The sequence below is a fragment of the Methanoplanus limicola DSM 2279 genome, from assembly GCF_000243255.1.
Taxonomy (GTDB): domain Archaea; phylum Halobacteriota; class Methanomicrobia; order Methanomicrobiales; family Methanomicrobiaceae; genus Methanoplanus; species Methanoplanus limicola.
This window is the reverse complement of the sequence record NZ_CM001436.1, coordinates 1398330-1413050: the sequence shown is the minus strand read 5'-3', so window position 1 is coordinate 1413050 and position 14721 is coordinate 1398330. Positions and strand designations below refer to the sequence as shown.

13 protein-coding genes and 1 tRNA gene are annotated in these 14721 nt (G+C 44.7%); 7 read left to right on the top strand and 7 right to left on the bottom strand.

The features are described 5' to 3' along the window. Window positions 1-7: 7 nt before the first annotated feature. Both METLIM_RS15505 and METLIM_RS06870 read right to left on the bottom strand, forming a co-directional pair. On the bottom strand, window positions 8-3676 hold the full coding sequence (locus METLIM_RS15505) for an AAA family ATPase (protein WP_004077226.1): 3669 nt from the start codon (window positions 3674-3676) through the stop codon (window positions 8-10). Window positions 3677-3685: 9 nt separating this feature from the next. Beyond that, entirely contained in the window at window positions 3686-4915 is a 1230-nt protein-coding gene (locus METLIM_RS06870) for an exonuclease SbcCD subunit D C-terminal domain-containing protein (protein WP_004077225.1), read from the bottom strand. 370 nt (window positions 4916-5285) lie between these two features. Here METLIM_RS06870 and METLIM_RS06865 point away from each other — a divergent pair. Next, window positions 5286-5358 (top strand) — tRNA-Ile (locus METLIM_RS06865). A gap of 75 nt (window positions 5359-5433) precedes the next feature. Here METLIM_RS06865 and METLIM_RS16055 read toward each other — a convergent pair. Both METLIM_RS16055 and METLIM_RS06855 read right to left on the bottom strand, forming a co-directional pair. Continuing rightward, on the bottom strand, window positions 5434-5955 hold the full coding sequence (locus METLIM_RS16055) for a zinc ribbon domain-containing protein (protein WP_004077224.1): 522 nt from the start codon (window positions 5953-5955) through the stop codon (window positions 5434-5436). 190 nt (window positions 5956-6145) lie between these two features. Continuing rightward, the gene (locus tag METLIM_RS06855; RefSeq protein ID WP_004077223.1) at window positions 6146-6691 is read right to left on the bottom strand and encodes a hypothetical protein; all 546 of its coding nucleotides are present in this window, start codon (window positions 6689-6691) and stop codon (window positions 6146-6148) included. A gap of 86 nt (window positions 6692-6777) precedes the next feature. Between METLIM_RS06855 and METLIM_RS06850 the strand changes: the two genes are divergently transcribed. After that, the gene (locus METLIM_RS06850; protein ID WP_004077222.1) at window positions 6778-7278 is read left to right on the top strand and encodes a hypothetical protein; all 501 of its coding nucleotides are present in this window, start codon (window positions 6778-6780) and stop codon (window positions 7276-7278) included. Window positions 7279-7339: 61 nt separating this feature from the next. Here METLIM_RS06850 and METLIM_RS06845 read toward each other — a convergent pair whose 3' ends face one another. Then, window positions 7340-8551, bottom strand: coding sequence for a tRNA (N(6)-L-threonylcarbamoyladenosine(37)-C(2))-methylthiotransferase (locus tag METLIM_RS06845; RefSeq protein ID WP_004077221.1), 1212 nt, complete (start codon window positions 8549-8551; stop codon window positions 7340-7342). Window positions 8552-8848: 297 nt separating this feature from the next. Between METLIM_RS06845 and METLIM_RS06840 the strand changes: the two genes are divergently transcribed. Further along, window positions 8849-10492 carry a hypothetical protein gene (locus METLIM_RS06840; RefSeq protein ID WP_004077220.1) on the top strand — a complete coding sequence of 548 codons (1644 nt, stop codon included), beginning with the start codon at window positions 8849-8851 and terminating at the stop codon, window positions 10490-10492. 40 nt (window positions 10493-10532) lie between these two features. Here METLIM_RS06840 and METLIM_RS06835 read toward each other — a convergent pair whose 3' ends face one another. Continuing rightward, complete coding sequence (locus METLIM_RS06835) at window positions 10533-10994, bottom strand: GNAT family N-acetyltransferase (RefSeq protein ID WP_004077219.1); 462 nt, start codon at window positions 10992-10994, stop codon at window positions 10533-10535. A 103-nt stretch (window positions 10995-11097) separates the two neighbouring features. Then, the gene (locus tag METLIM_RS06830) at window positions 11098-11484 is read right to left on the bottom strand and encodes a DUF5518 domain-containing protein (protein ID WP_245543607.1); all 387 of its coding nucleotides are present in this window, start codon (window positions 11482-11484) and stop codon (window positions 11098-11100) included. Window positions 11485-11604: 120 nt separating this feature from the next. On the opposite strand from METLIM_RS06830, the gene METLIM_RS06825 reads away from it, so the two are divergent. The 4 genes from METLIM_RS06825 (at window position 11605) to METLIM_RS06810 (ending at window position 14671) form a co-directional block, all read left to right on the top strand. Further along, window positions 11605-12201 carry an HdeD family acid-resistance protein gene (locus METLIM_RS06825; protein WP_004077217.1) on the top strand — a complete coding sequence of 199 codons (597 nt, stop codon included), beginning with the start codon at window positions 11605-11607 and terminating at the stop codon, window positions 12199-12201. A 139-nt stretch (window positions 12202-12340) separates the two neighbouring features. Continuing rightward, window positions 12341-13636: a uracil-xanthine permease family protein gene (locus METLIM_RS06820; RefSeq protein WP_004077216.1), complete on the top strand. Its 1296-nt coding sequence runs from the start codon at window positions 12341-12343 to the stop codon at window positions 13634-13636. Beyond that, complete coding sequence (locus METLIM_RS06815; protein WP_004077215.1) at window positions 13608-13961, top strand: hypothetical protein; 354 nt, start codon at window positions 13608-13610, stop codon at window positions 13959-13961. The genes METLIM_RS06820 and METLIM_RS06815 overlap by 29 nt, the downstream gene beginning before the upstream one ends. A 221-nt stretch (window positions 13962-14182) precedes the next feature. Then, window positions 14183-14671, top strand: coding sequence for a type IV pilin (locus METLIM_RS06810; protein ID WP_004077214.1), 489 nt, complete (start codon window positions 14183-14185; stop codon window positions 14669-14671). Window positions 14672-14721: the final 50 nt, after the last annotated feature.

Sequence of the window (14721 nt, the reverse complement as noted above, 5' to 3'; positions counted from 1 at the left end):
CTGATAATTATGCCATCTCCCTGCATCCCGGCCCGTTGATTACACTTCTCCCGCTGCTCTTCCTCTGCACCCGGATACGGGTTGATATTCTCTCTTTAAGGGCAGGAACGTGGGATATTACTCCTATTGTCTTGCCTTCATGCTGAAGCCCTGAGAGCGTGTCAAGTGCAATATCAAGGGCATTCTCATCAAGTGTTCCAAATCCCTCATCAAGGAAGAGCGAATCCACCCTGACCCGGCTGCCCGACATATCGGATAGTCCAAGTGCAAGGGCGAGGCTGACAATGAAACTCTCACCTCCTGAGAGATTTTTGGTTGACCTGACCTCTCCGGCCTGATAGTTGTCAACTATGCCAAGCTCAAGAGGATCTGAATCGCTTCTGACAAGTATGTACCGATCACTCATCTTCCTGAGCTGACTGTTAGCATGAGATACCAGAATCTCAAAGGTAAGCCCCTGCGCAAACCTCTGGAATTTGCTCCCGTTATGTGAGCCGATAAGCTCATTGAGCTTACCCCACCGGAGAAGAACCTTCTTCTGCTCCTCAATCTCCTTTAATTTTCCGGATGCGAGACCCTTCTGCTCATCATTTGTCTTCAGCCTCACGGAGACTTCACCGGTTGAACGGTCAGTCTCCCTCTGCCTCTCAGTAAACGCTGTATAAACATCACGGAGTTCACCCTCCGGCATCTCAGTCAGTCTCTTCTCCCTCTCAGCAGCAAGAATTCCGGACTGCTCCGAGAGAAGGTTTGTAACCCTCGTCTCTCCGGTTTTGATCTCCTCTTCCACTGCCGCAATACGTTCAGCGTCAGACTCCGGCATGAGCGCCTCCTCGAAAGTGGCTTCTGATTCAAAACCGGAATTCCGTATTTTAGAGAGGAAGCTTTCGCTTAAAACCGCAGTATCATATTTCAGGGAAGAGATCGTCTTCTCAAGGCCTTCAGCTCTGCTCTCAAGCCTTATAACTTCAGAATAGAGATTTTCCTTCTTTTCACGCACCTCAACAAGTAAAGCTTCAGCCAGGTCTGCAAGATTTTTAAGCCGCCCCTCCTCATCATCAGGATTTTTATCCCCGAATAATTTAAATCTTTGGGATTTCAGGATATCAAGCTCAGATTCAAGCTTTCCGGCCTCCCCGGAGCTGTGCTGAATCCGCTCTTCAGCCTCTGAGAGCAGTGCAGAATATTTATCGAGATCTGAACGGCAGATAGCAAGTTTTTCTTCGCAGCCTGCATACTCTCTCTCCTTTGTACTGTACACAGAGAGAATATCCCTCAGGATAACAGGTATTTCTCCTCTCTCTTCCGGCAGTTCATCTCCCGGAGAGTACGAAAGGAACTCATTCTCAAGCAGAGCCATAAGAACCCCTGCCTCATCCCTAATCTTTACGAGATCACCTGAAATTCTCTCTTCCGCAGATATGGCCTCCTTCAGGAGAAATTCGGCATCCCGGAGATCGCTCTCAGCAGCCGCTGACCTCTCAGAAAGTCCGGAGAGCATCTCTTCTGACTCACGGAGTTCATTGTACAGGGGTTCATAATCCCTGAGAACGGCCCGGACCTTTGCGAGTTCACCGTCATAACAGGCGATCTTCTCCAGGATCTCATCCCTGCCTGACTCTTCAGGGTTCATTCCGGCATTATCCAGGCACACTGAAAGCTTCGCATTAAGCTCTTTTGTTCCGGACATCAGCTCTTCAGATCTCTTCTTATCCGCTTTAATCTTTGATTCAAGAACCGCAATCGCGGAAAATATCCCTGAGATCTGAGAGGTGATCTCATCAAGAAGCAATTTCTCAGCCTCAATTTCAGGCTTCATTTTGTCAGATACAGGAGCCTCTTCTGCGTACGGATGTTCTGCCGAACCGCAGAGCGGACATGGTTTTCCTGGAACAAGCCTCTTCCTCTCCTCGTCAAGGCTTTTAATCTTCGATGCAAGTGCGTAATTCTCCTCCAGCACCCTGATAAATTCAGCCTTCTCAACCTTTCTGCCGGAGAGATCTGAATACTTATCTTTAAGTTTTATCAGCTCAGAACTGTCCTTTTCAACCTCTGCACCGAGCGAGGAGAGTTTATCATCAGCAGCTTTTATCTCATCGGAATACCGGAGAGCATCCTTAAGATATATGGACAGTCCGGAATATTCCCTGTCAAGTCCATAAAAGTCACCAATTTTCCGGCCGCCAAGAAGGCTCTCTGTTTTTTCCGAGAGTTCTTCAGTCTTAACCCTGCTTTCAGAAATGCTGCCTTTAATCTCTGCAAGGGTTTTTTGTCTGCCGGAAATATCCTCCTCTCTCTCAGAGATGTCATTTTGGGATTTTTCAAGTTTTAACGCCAGTGCCTCTCCATCCCTAAGGAAGGCAGAATATCTCTTTGCCTTCTCTTCAATGAGGGCAATATTATCCCTGAGTTTTTTGAGCCTCTCATTCCCGGAGAGATACTGCCTGAGTTTTTCTGCTTCAGACTCCAGACAGAGAATGTTGCCTGATATACGGGAGATATTTTCCTTATAGCTCTCCTTCTTATCCTTCATCTCCTCAAGGCTCTTTAAAGCAGAGGATATACTCTTCAGGCAACCGTTGATCCGTATATCATACTCTCTGGTTTTTTTAATAACTTCAAGGCTGTCGTTAAAATTCCGGGAAGCACCATCCCTCTGCCTGAGTGCAGACTCATACTCAGCTACAGAGAGCTGATATCGCTTTTGCAATTCAGGAAGAACCGCACTTAGTTCATCAAAGGCTTTACTCTCATCATACAGCCGTGCCCTGCTCTGCAGGAGATTATCATATATATTCTTAAAATGCGAGGCTCTTCTGAAAACTTCAAGCCTCTCAAGGTCCTCTGATGAATTGTCCCTTAAAAGAGAAATTCTCTCTCTTTCATCATTTAAACGGCCAATATCCGCTTCAATGCGGGAGATGTTTTCAATCCAGCGGATAAACCTTTCAGTCTCTTCAAGCTTTGCTTTTACAAGGGAACTTTCCTTTTCAAGTGAACAAAGCCTCTCCTTCAGTTCCGACTCCTCCTCATCAGAGAGAATGTTTATGGCCCTGAGCGACTCCTCCATTCCGTCAAGAATATTCTGCTCATATTTCCTTCTTTCATGCACCTTTACAGAGATTTCAGTGTAGATCTCAGTGCCGGTGATCTGCTCAAGAACGGGCGCACGATCTGCCGGACGGGAATTCAGGAAGACCGCAAAGTCACCCTGTGCCAGCATAATTGAGCGCTTGAAGCGATCATAATTCATGCCCGTCACCTCCTCGACAACAAGAGGCACCTTCGATTTTTTCTCCTCGATTATCTTTCCGGTTTTAAGGTCAGAAATCTCATGTTTAGGCCCCTGGAGTTTTCCGCCGGGAATATTTCCGGACTTCTTCTGGCTGAAACTACAGCAGAAGGACCCTTTCGCAGATTCAAACTCAACTTCGGCAAAGCAGTCGGATGAGAGCCTTGACATCGTCTCATTTGCAGACTGTGAGATCTTTCCAAGCCTTGGCGTCTCACCATAGAGGGCAATGGACAGAGCATCAAGTATTGTTGTCTTGCCTGAACCTGTCGGCCCTGTTATCGCAAAGATACCGCCGGACTCATACTCAGGCACTGTAAAATCAATCTCCCACCTGCCGTAGAGCGAGTTGAGGTTTTTAAAGCGTAATTTCAGAATCTTCATTTAAGCCACCTACTCTGCATTATGGTCTCCTTCATGGATCCCGGCAAGAATCTCACCATAAGCGCAGAGGAGTTCCCCGTAATCCTCTTCCGGCACCCCGTTTTCAGCAAGGCACCGCCTGAAGACCTCATTTTCATCGAGGTCCTCAAGTGTTGTGCAGGAGTCGTACGATTCCTCAGACTCCCTGGCAATACGGATATTCTTAATCCGGAGTACCTCGACAGGCGTATCCTTAACCATCTCAGAAAAGCGCCTGTTCACCTCAACTGCCGATGCCCCGCCTTCATAGATAATCTCCACAGAGCATTTTTCACCGGATGCTATAAGCTCCCTGAGTCTGCCGGCAACCTCTGCACTGTCACCCTTAAGGGAATAAAGCGGCAGAAAGCACGGTACAGTAATCTCTTCAAGAAGAGGTGTTTTTCCGGATGAAAAATCGGCAACCACCACAGACTTCTTCCTCCCTGCCTCACAGAACCCTATCGGGAGAGGTGCGCCGCTGTACCTGATATGATCTTTTCCTGATTTCTGCGGCATATGCAGATGGCCAAGCGCCACATAATCAAAGGCATCCGGAAAACCTGACGGGCTGAAAGCCGAAAGTTTCCCGACATAAAGGTCACGCACGCCGTCTCCTTCGGTGGTCATTCCTCCGGCAGCGAAGAGATGCCCGGTTGCGATGACAGGGATCTCACAGCCGGACTCTTTAACGGTTTTTTCTGCCTCATCTGCGACCTTTCTGTAAAATTCACCTATTGCAGCTATCATTTCAAGGCCCTTCTCTTCGGCATCCAGTCCGGGCCTGTATCTTCTTATATCCCTGTCCCTCAGATACGGCACTGCACAGACAACCGCACAGGGAATACCTTCAGCATTGTTAAGAACTACAATATGATCACGTATCTCATCTGTCACCGCCCCGAAGATATGAAGGTTCATGCACCTGAGAATCTCCCTTGGCGCGTTCAGAAGGGAGGGAGAGTCGTGATTGCCGCCGGTGATTATTGCGTAACGGCAGCCGGTCTCCGACAGTCTCCATAAAAACCTGTAATATATCTCAAGCGAACGGTTGGACGGATTTGTTGTATCAAATATATCACCCGAAACTATGAGGGCTTCAATGCGCTCTTTATTTATACAGTCGATAAGCCAGTCAAAAAAGGCCTCAAATTCCTCATATCTGCTTTTGCCATAGAGGTTATGCCCTATATGCCAGTCCGAGGTGTGAAGTATTCTCATTATCAATCAGTTCCTTGTTTTTTTTCCGGAAATTACGGCGCTCTTACATTATTGCCCGGTTACTTTCAGGAGCAGTCTCCTGAACAGTCATACTGAATAATACATTAAAGGCAGCATAACAGAATGGAAAACCGGAGTTTTCCCACTGTTCATGAGGGAACAAACAGGCCTTATATTCCTCTCATCTAAAATTCCGGATAATTATACAGTTTAAATTAGACATTTTAATAATAAAAGAGTGCTGTTATTTCACCCGGGAATCCGGTACAAAAAAAAGAGAAATAATTCCCCGATAACCTGCGTGAAAGCAGGATTAAAATCAAAAGATATAACAACAACCAGATCCAATGTATCTAGGCAACAGCAATCAGGGCCCGTAGCATAGTCGGTGGTGCACCCGGCTGATAACCGGGAGGTCGTGCGTTCGAGTCGCACCGGGCCCACTACACTTTTTGTAAATTATTACTTATTAACTGCTTCAGACTGAAAAGTTTCTTTAAAAAAATGACCTGATATTGTCATTCATTCCAGCGTTTAAGCCCGGATATGAAATTTTCAACCATAATTTTGGCCTTCTCTTCCGGCACGGAAAAACGATCTGCCATCATCGGCGCACATTTCTGAATCATCCCTTCCCTCGTCAGTCCCGGTTCAGTAAATTCTCCGTCACTGTAGCAGAAATGGCAGTACAAACGGTTTAAAGAGCCATCCTCTTCAGTTCCGAAATCACTCTCATCTTTCATAGGCATTCCGCAGCTCTGGCACGACGGGACTATCCTGCCGCTCCATCTCTTCAGAAGAGGCACCTGCTCAGATGCAAGCTCCTTCGCCTTTTCGGGGGGCATGCCGTAAATCTCTGCAAGAATCTGACCACCCTTTCCAATAACCTCAGCCTCAGTAAGTTCCGGAACGGTGAATTCTCCATTCATATAACAGTAAATGCAGTATATTCCGGATTTTCCACCATTCTTTTCTGTACCCCTGACTTCATCTCCGGAAAGCGGCATCCCGCAACTCTGGCATACGCTGCTCATCTCCATATCAGATAATCTCCATTCTTAATTAGAGGATATATTCGGGCAGAATATAATAATATTGTCTGAGATGTAACAGGTCCCGGCTCTGATTCAGAACCAGGTACACTTAAGAACCTGAGTAAAAAAAGTCACTCATGAACCAGCTGGTTCACAGATGATGAATGAAACAGTGTATTGTTTCATAGGAGGATTTTCAAGCCTTATTATCTTCAGAATCTTTCTTAAATACAAATGCAACCGTCTTCTCGAGTGAGTGCACAAGATCCTGCTCTTCCTTCAGATACTGCTGAAATGCCTTATAGAGCATAAATATAATCTCATATCCGTAAATTTCAAAAGCCCTTTCAGGAGTCATCTCTTCAGCGTATGAATCTGTCATGTATTCATGGGCTGAATAATAGATCTCAAAAAACTTCCCTTCCGAATCAAGGACGCAGAACTGGTCGGACACGGGCATTGAAGAATTGTCCGGCCTGAAAGGCAGGGGATCACTCTTTGCAAGTATGAACATTTTATTATCATAATATATAGTGTCGTAAAGTTCCCCCTTCCCGTCATTTTTCGCACGAAGAAGCATATTAAGCCCGTAATTCTCCACAAGAGACGCTGCCTTCTCGCCCATACGCGCAAGGAGAAGAACCTCATTCTCCTTTATTTTTCCGGATAACTCACTCTCATCCTTCTTTGCTTCCTTTAATTTACTGACAATACAGTCAAAACCTTCCTCAATTATATCCATTGATCAAAGAATTGTTCCGGATACTAAAAAACACTCTTTCTTTGATCCGTATATCACACGGGATAGTTACCCCGTCCGGTGAACATATGGAAACTGAAATATATCTTCCATCCAATTACCTTTTAATGAATACGTTCAGGACTGTCGTAATCGGAGTATGTATTGCGGCAACGCTATTCCTCGGTATGATAAACCTGCTCTTCATAGGTTTTGGAGTCATAATAACCGGGACAATAATAATGGCCTTCATAATCAATGACTCCGGCAAAAAAGTAGGTGAAAGACCTCTCGTAATCCCTTATGTATCAGACGACAAAAGAAAGATTGTCCTTGCAAATATCGGAAACCATCCTGCACTGGATGTAAAAGGGGAGATAAAGAAGAAGGACATAAGTTTCTCAGCCGGAAAGATTGAGCCTGACGGAGTCTTTGACTACAGCGCAGAAAACCTTGAAGGAAGTGCAAATATATACCTCAGCTACAAAAATGAGGACGGAAAGGAATATACAGGGACCCATAAGCTCATATTCGGGATGGATGAGGAATATGACCCTACAAAACCGATGTTCAATATGTTCGGGGACTGACAGAAAGAGAATTAAAAGCCCCTATAAAAAAAGGATATATTTTCCGGTAGCAACCCGTGGATCAGATCTTCTCACCGATCAGATAATGGGTTCTGTGCCCGGTGATCTCTGCATCGAAGGACTCACCGATGCTGTGATCCCCCATAACAACAATATTATTGTATGACCTGTCACGGGCGATGACCGTTCCCGCCTTCTTTTTCTCCGTAACCGACACCGGAATTATTCTCCCAATCAAAGACTCATTATTCCGGTTGTAAATATCATGCACAGCAATAGTAAGCGCTCTTGACCTCTCCTTCTTTATCCAGTCCGGCATATCCTTATATTCCGCCGCAGGAGTGTTTTCACGCACTGAAAACCGTGTGATATTGACCTTTGTCGGGCAGACCCTCTTAACCATCTCAAGGGTCTCCTTAAAGTCCTCTTCTGATTCAGTCGGAAATCCGACAATCAGGTCTGTTGATACCCTGATGTCCGGGACTTTCTTCCGGAACTCTGTCACAATTCTCTCAAAATCTGCTGATGTATAACCCCTACCCATATCAGAAAGAACTCTGTCAGAACCTGACTGGACGGGGATATGAATAAACTTAAAGATTTTATCTGAGAGAAATCCATCGATAATCTCGTCCAGATACGGCAGAACTGTCTTTGGATTCATCATACCGGCCCGGATCTCAAATTCACCCTCAACCTCTGCCATTGCTTTTAAAAGAGTGCCGAGATTTTCACCGTTATCATAACCGTAGGCACTTACATCCTGTCCTGTAAGCTGAATTTCATGAACACCCTCAGAAATCAGTCTTTCAGTCTCGGATACAATATCTGCAACCGGATTGCTGTGAAGCTCTCCACGGGCAAACCTGGTGATGCAGTAGGAACAGCTGCCAAGGCATCCGGTTCCCATCTGGACAACGCCGACACCACCCTCAACAGAATGACCGATTCTCTCAGAATGCCTGTAAATCTCCTCCGGGAGAATTATCCGGATGTCAGGCCTTACGCTTCTCAGCAGTTCTGCCTGAACAACCGGCATGCAACCCGTTACAACAACATCACGGTCGCTGTAGTCCTGAACTGCCCTAATCATTGCCCTTTCGGTCTGGGCGACAACCGTGCAGGTATTGATAACGACAGTGTCGGCCTCGTCCGCAGGGACAACTTTACAGCCCTGAGAGAGGGCTATATCCATTAATTTTCCCGTATCAGCGTAATTGAAGGTACAGCCATAGGTCTCAAAATGAACCTTTCTCTCTCTTAAAAATTCCATATTATTAATTAATTATTCTATCCGGCGGGAAAAAAGAGTGAGCATCAGAGCATAAAAAGTCACTCATGAACCAGTTGGTTCACAGATAATGAATGAAACAGTGTATTGTTTCATAGGAGATTACAGAAAATATCCTGAGAATTAAAATCGAGGATATATGTGGAAATGACAGGAATGTTTAACTGCACATATGTAGATCTACAGGATAAGAAAAAAATCAGGACTATGTAAAAGCAGAGAGAAGGAGATATAAACCCTAAAAGGTGGATCAGCTGATAGATTAAAATAACGGCAAATATGACCTTTAAAAAAAGCCCTCTTGAAGATTCAATGAGCACGGATATGCAGGGACAGGATAACGAAACTCCCCTCGTCACCCCGGGGCCGCTCAGAACAACTGTAAGAATAGGCCTCATAGTTACAGATGAAAATTTCAACCTGACCTGTATAATAAAGGCAGTCAAAAAAAATCTCAATAAAATAGACGGAATTCTTTCAGACACACCTCACAGATATCGCTTTATAATTCCGTACCGCCCCGGTTCAGAGCATAAGATACTGGAATCGCTTTTTGCCGATCAGGTCCGGAAAAGATGTACAGAAACTGAAATCGCCCTCATTAAGCATCCCTATGAAAACGATGAAAAATGCCCGTTTAACGAGAAGCTCCCTTACATTACAATATCCTTCTCACTTACGGATTCCACGCCGGGATATGATCCTGTATATGACGCAGTGATAGACAACTCAAACATCATCTTTCTAATTGGCGAATGGGAACCAAAATCAGCGGAATACAAAAAAGGAAGCGTATTCTCTCTTTCAAGAAGATATGGCAGAACTATTGTATCACTGGACCCTCAGAGCGGGCATACATATGAAATTCCGCATGAAGACAGAATATTTGAGTCATACAGGGACCTAAACATTTTCAATACTGAAAAATTCAGTGCACGGAGTTTTCAGAAGAACCAGAGCAGATACATGAAAGGGATCCATGAAGAGGCTGAAAAAGCAGGACTTGATGGGAAGAGTCTTGAACCTCTCTATACTACACTTCTGCCACATTTCACAAGAACAAGAGTTCTTATGAAGATGTACAAGAGATATTACAGAATCACCGGGATTTTAGTATCTCTGCTTGCCGCTCTTGCTGTCGCTACAATCGCCATGCAGACCATTTTCTTCCCGGAAAAACCTTATCTTGTATGGATTGAGGTCGCTGAGATCGCCCTTATTATCGTGTTAATGATGGGGTCAAGGTACGGAGATTATCACAGGAAGTGGATAGACTACAACTTTCTTGCAGAGAGGATGCGTGCAGCATTCTTTCTCTGTGTCATCTGTACAACATGCGAAAAACCGGATACTCCGCCACATATGAGCATTGCAAACCGTCCGAATGACTGGATGGTTATGGCCTTTGAGGAGATGATTAAGACCGTTCCGCTGAATTACTGCAGAATAGATATTCCATTTGAACCGCTGCGTAAATTCTTCCTCTCAGCCTGGGTGAATAACAGACTTGGTTATTACAAAAAATTTAGTGCAGATGCAGCAAAAAAATATAGAATTTTGGCAATAGTCGGTGAATTTCTCTTCATTCTGACATTGATTCTTGCAGTCATGCATGCATTTGAAGTAGGACACTGGGAACCGTATTATGATGACAGAATACCAATGTCACTTGCATTTCTGACGATCTCACTGCCGGCCATAGGTTCCGCAATAGGCGCTGTCAGAACTCAGAGAGAATATCTCAGAAATGCAGAGAGATATTCACATACTGTAAGGCACCTCTCATCAATTAAAAATGAGATCAACCATGCCAGTACAATTCCGGAACTATGTAACTTTTTGCAGGAGATAAATGAGCTGACACTTCGTGAACAGCAGGACTGGAGAATAATATTCAGATTCAGAAAAATTGAGGCTATGTGAGATTGCCGGAAAATGCTTAAATCAGGCATATTATTACCAATTAAACCTCAGGATGACTTTTATTCCTGACCATTAAGAACCGGTCCTCACCTTCTCCGAAATAATCCTTAATTCTCTCTTCAGGAGTAAAACCGTATCTTTGGTATAATAAAAGAGCCGGTTCGTTAGCCGGAGATACCGTCAGACAGATCTTCTTAACTCCCGAATCTTCAAGCACCCCGATAGTTTCTTCAAGAAGTCTCCTGCCTATTCCCTCGTGCCTCCTTTGGCAATCGACATAAATTTTTAAAATCCATCCGTCTTCCGGATTCCCCGGGATAATTCCTCCGATACAGTACCCGGCAATATTCCTCTCCTCATCCCGTGCAACAAGAAAAGTGTCTGCATGTATCGATGCTGCATGGCGGAAATATACCGCAGAGGCATAACTATCAGTGCCTGACTGGCTGTCAAGACTGAGGATGCCTGAAAAATCAGAATCCCTGTAAATCCCGGTTTCCATCACATGAATATGGCAGCTTAAAAGAGATATATCTCTGCGTGTATGCCATGAAAAAGGAGTGTGAAAAATATGAATCCGTAATTTATTCTTCTCTTCAGCAGGATCAGCGGGAGAAAAGCCCGCCGACTGCACCGCCGATCATTCCAAGAATGCCTAAGGAGAGTGAGAAAATCAGAATAATTACTATGTCAACAACAATGCCAACCGCAAGTCCGCTTATGCCGAAAAATGCAAGTCCCCCGACCAGAATCAGTACGGAAGCGATAATTGCGCCGAATATTCCGGAGGTGAATCCTGCCTTAGCTCCCTCCATCGTCCCCTCACTGACCAGTATTCCGGCGATGAAACCACCGATTACAGGTGCGGCAAAAGATGCCATAGGATGAGCATGTCCAAAGAGCAGTGCAAGCAGAATCATAACGAGAAACCCGGCAAATGCCGGAATCCAGAATGCCATACTCTCTTCTTGCTCCCCGGATGTATTAATCATATCTTATTTTTACCCGATTAGAAATATCTCAGGAATACTTTCCGGCTCACAAGAATGGATTTCCGGATACGAACAATTATATTACTTAATGCTTTAGAATAGAGCATAAGGTTGATTAAAATGACTGAAAATAACAGTTTAGGGTGTGCAATGAATTTCACACCCGGATGGTGGACTTTTGTCCTGATGGGCCTCTTTGCACTGATTATGGGGACAGCAGCGCTGGTATGGACTCCTTTTGTAATTCTCTTCTTTGGTTACTTCATCGGCGCCCTTGTAATCGTCTATGGAATTATTACGATCATTCAGGGCGCAAAGTCGCATGAGGGCGCAGGTGCATCTGCCGCTCTCATAATTCTCGGCGTTATTGCAGTAATCCTTGGATTTTTCGCAATATCGAATATTCTTTCCGCATGGCTTCTGGTTACATACCTGATAGCATTCTGGGCACTGATGACCGGATTTACTGATTTCTGGATGGCCTTTACAGGAAACGCCGGAATTGGCTATAAGATACTCCTTGTAATTGCAGGTTTACTCTCACTCTTTGTAGGCTTTTACATAATGATGTTCCCCGGAATAGGCACTGAAACAATGGTCTGGATTCTCGGTATTTTTGCGGTTGCCTGGGGTATTGTAATGGTAATTACCGGCCTTATGTTCAGGGGAAAGACACCGGAGGAGATCTCATCTTCAATGAGTGAAGAACAGCAGTAATATTACCGGAAAGGGATTTTATCCCATAATATTTCTTTTTTTAACGCAAATGTTTCAGGCAGTTTCAGCAGCGTCCTGTCTGCTGACCGCAGGATGATGACAAGAGGTATTAATTTCCGGGTATAAACTGAATTTGCAGATGAAATTCAGGTATGAGGTAGATGAAAAGCCACCACTTGTGGAGAATGTCGCCACCGGGATTATGTGGGCGGCTATTTCGCTTTCATTCGTGCTGATTATCGGAATGATAATCTCCGGGATGCACACCGATAATCCGGGTGAAGCGAATTTTTACCTGCAAAAGCTTCTGTTCATAACCGGTGTCGCTCTTGTCATACAGGTTATCGCAGGACACAGGCTTCCGGTGGTGTTTGGCCCTGCAGCAGTGCTTCTTGTAGGGACTATTTCATCTGCCGGTTATTCTCCGGATTCAGTTTATACTGCCATTGTAATTAGTGCGGTTATAGGCTCCCTTATTGCTGCTGCAGGGCTTTTGCAGTTTGTCGGGCGGATGTTTACCACACGGGTTATTACAGTTGTTCTTATGCTGATAGCATTCACACTCATACCGACAATACTTGACCTGATTATCGGAGACTGCTGTGATGAGGGAGTCTTTTTAAAACTGATTTTTGCTTTTTCTGCAATGATGCTGATAATCTATGCCAACCGGGTTCTTAAGGGATTGTGGAAGGCAACAATTCTGCTCTGGATTATAATCATCGGAACGGCGGCATATTTCATCGTTTTCCCCCAGGAATTGACATCATTTCTGGAGAACGGACTTTCTGCTGCGGTTTATGTGCCTGAAATAAACTCTATAATAATTCATCCTGAATTTGAACCAGGGGTGATAATCTCATTTTTAATCTGCTATCTTGCTCTTATTGTAAACGATATCGGCTCTATTCAGGGAATTGGTGATATAACAGAAGCCGAAGGTATGAGAGAGAGGTACAAGCGGGGAGTGTTCTTTACCGGAATTATTAACGCATTCTCCGGATTTTTCGGTGCTGTCGGTGGTGTCAATTACTCAACAAGTGCCGGAATGATACTTGACACTAAGAATGCATCACGATATACCCTGATTCCGGCAGGTGTTATTCTGGTATTACTTGCCGTTATTCCCGGAGCAGTGCCCCTTATGGCCGCCATTCCAACACTTATCATAGGGTGTCTGCTTCTCTTTGTCATGTCATCTCAGTTTTCTGCCGCTCTCTATGTATTCTTCAGGGACCTGAGAGGTAAGCCGTTTGACTTCGATAACGGAATTATCATCGGTTTTCCCATCATTCTTGGTAACCTGATCTCATTTCTGCCACCAGATGCCGCAGATTCACTGCCTTTACTTATACGCCCGGTTGTCGCCAACGGTTTTGTTGCCGGAGTGGTCAGTGTTCTGATTCTTGAGCATATCATCTTCAGGAAAAGATGACCTTCGCGACATCGGGGCAACAATCTCCGGCGGAGATTGGATAGGAACGGGCCTGAACCTTGCAGCACTGATCCCGGCGTATGGTGATGCGGCAAAGGCAGCGGCGACGGTTGGAACTTTTGTAGTCAAAAATCCGGCAATGCTCAAGCCCGCAATGGTGCTTTTAGCCGGGATTGCGCCGCAGTTGGATACGGCTGCGGAGGCGATAAGTGCAATCCGGAAAGCCCATGGCGACGAGGTAATCAGCCGCCTGCTTGTTAACAGCATCACCGAAGACGAGCTGAAAAATCTTACCTTCAAAATTACCGTAAACCCCTACATCTAAAATAAGTATGAATAACAGGCATATGAGTGATTCTGACACTTTAAGAAGAAAAAAGCAGCAAAAAATCTCAAAAACATAACATCCTTCAGACTGATGCATATTACGCCAAAATTATAAATCCCATCGTGATCTTTTATAAATTAATATCCGGATAGCGATTTCAGATTATAAAATTCTCTCAAAAAGATGTAATTCCGGGGAAAAACCATAACAGGAATCAGATGCTGAAGATAACTGAACATGAAAGGGCAGAAGCACCGATAATCGGTACCCTTCTGATGGTGGGGCTTGCACTTGTCTTCATAGCGGTTGCAGGGGTGTACGTATTCGGACTTCCGGTCTGGAAGGAAAGTCCGAAACAGGCTTACTTCGAGATTGAACCGGTCATAGCAACGGAAGGAGGCTACTACTTCAAGGTATTCAACGCTGCCGGGGATGACATTCTCGTACAGTCCGGCGATGAAGCGGAGATCAAAATAATAGACCCCAACGGACAGATGCATACAGTAACAAAAGGGAACTGTCTTACAGATTTCAGAACAGGGGATACAGGCTATCTATTCTATCATAAAATTAAAGAAAAATTTGTACTTTCTGCACAAAATCCTGAATCAGGCAATGTTACAGGCCTTGACGGAGGAACATGGACATTTATTCTGGTGGATACAGAGAAGGATATAACAATATGCAGAAATTCTATTGAAATATAATAAAACCTGCATCACAAAAAAAGAATTTTGCAGATATTCTGCCAAAAAAA

What these genes read in the sequence shown, in the direction of transcription:
- METLIM_RS15505 (WP_004077226.1), bottom strand. Translation starts at nt 3,676, where the DNA reads ATGAAGATTCTGAAATTACGCTTTAAAAACCTCAACTCGCTCTACGGC.
- METLIM_RS06870 (WP_004077225.1), bottom strand. Translation starts at nt 4,915, where the DNA reads ATGAGAATACTTCACACCTCGGACTGGCATATAGGGCATAACCTCTAT.
- METLIM_RS16055 (WP_004077224.1), bottom strand. Translation starts at nt 5,955, where the DNA reads ATGGAGATGAGCAGCGTATGCCAGAGTTGCGGGATGCCGCTTTCCGGA.
- METLIM_RS06855 (WP_004077223.1), bottom strand. Translation starts at nt 6,691, where the DNA reads ATGGATATAATTGAGGAAGGTTTTGACTGTATTGTCAGTAAATTAAAG.
- METLIM_RS06850 (WP_004077222.1), top strand. Translation starts at nt 6,778, where the DNA reads ATGGAAACTGAAATATATCTTCCATCCAATTACCTTTTAATGAATACG.
- METLIM_RS06845 (WP_004077221.1), bottom strand. Translation starts at nt 8,551, where the DNA reads ATGGAATTTTTAAGAGAGAGAAAGGTTCATTTTGAGACCTATGGCTGT.
- METLIM_RS06840 (WP_004077220.1), top strand. Translation starts at nt 8,849, where the DNA reads ATGACCTTTAAAAAAAGCCCTCTTGAAGATTCAATGAGCACGGATATG.
- METLIM_RS06835 (WP_004077219.1), bottom strand. Translation starts at nt 10,994, where the DNA reads ATGGAAACCGGGATTTACAGGGATTCTGATTTTTCAGGCATCCTCAGT.
- METLIM_RS06830 (WP_245543607.1), bottom strand. Translation starts at nt 11,484, where the DNA reads ATGATTAATACATCCGGGGAGCAAGAAGAGAGTATGGCATTCTGGATT.
- METLIM_RS06825 (WP_004077217.1), top strand. Translation starts at nt 11,605, where the DNA reads ATGACTGAAAATAACAGTTTAGGGTGTGCAATGAATTTCACACCCGGA.
- METLIM_RS06820 (WP_004077216.1), top strand. Translation starts at nt 12,341, where the DNA reads ATGAAATTCAGGTATGAGGTAGATGAAAAGCCACCACTTGTGGAGAAT.
- METLIM_RS06810 (WP_004077214.1), top strand. Translation starts at nt 14,183, where the DNA reads ATGCTGAAGATAACTGAACATGAAAGGGCAGAAGCACCGATAATCGGT.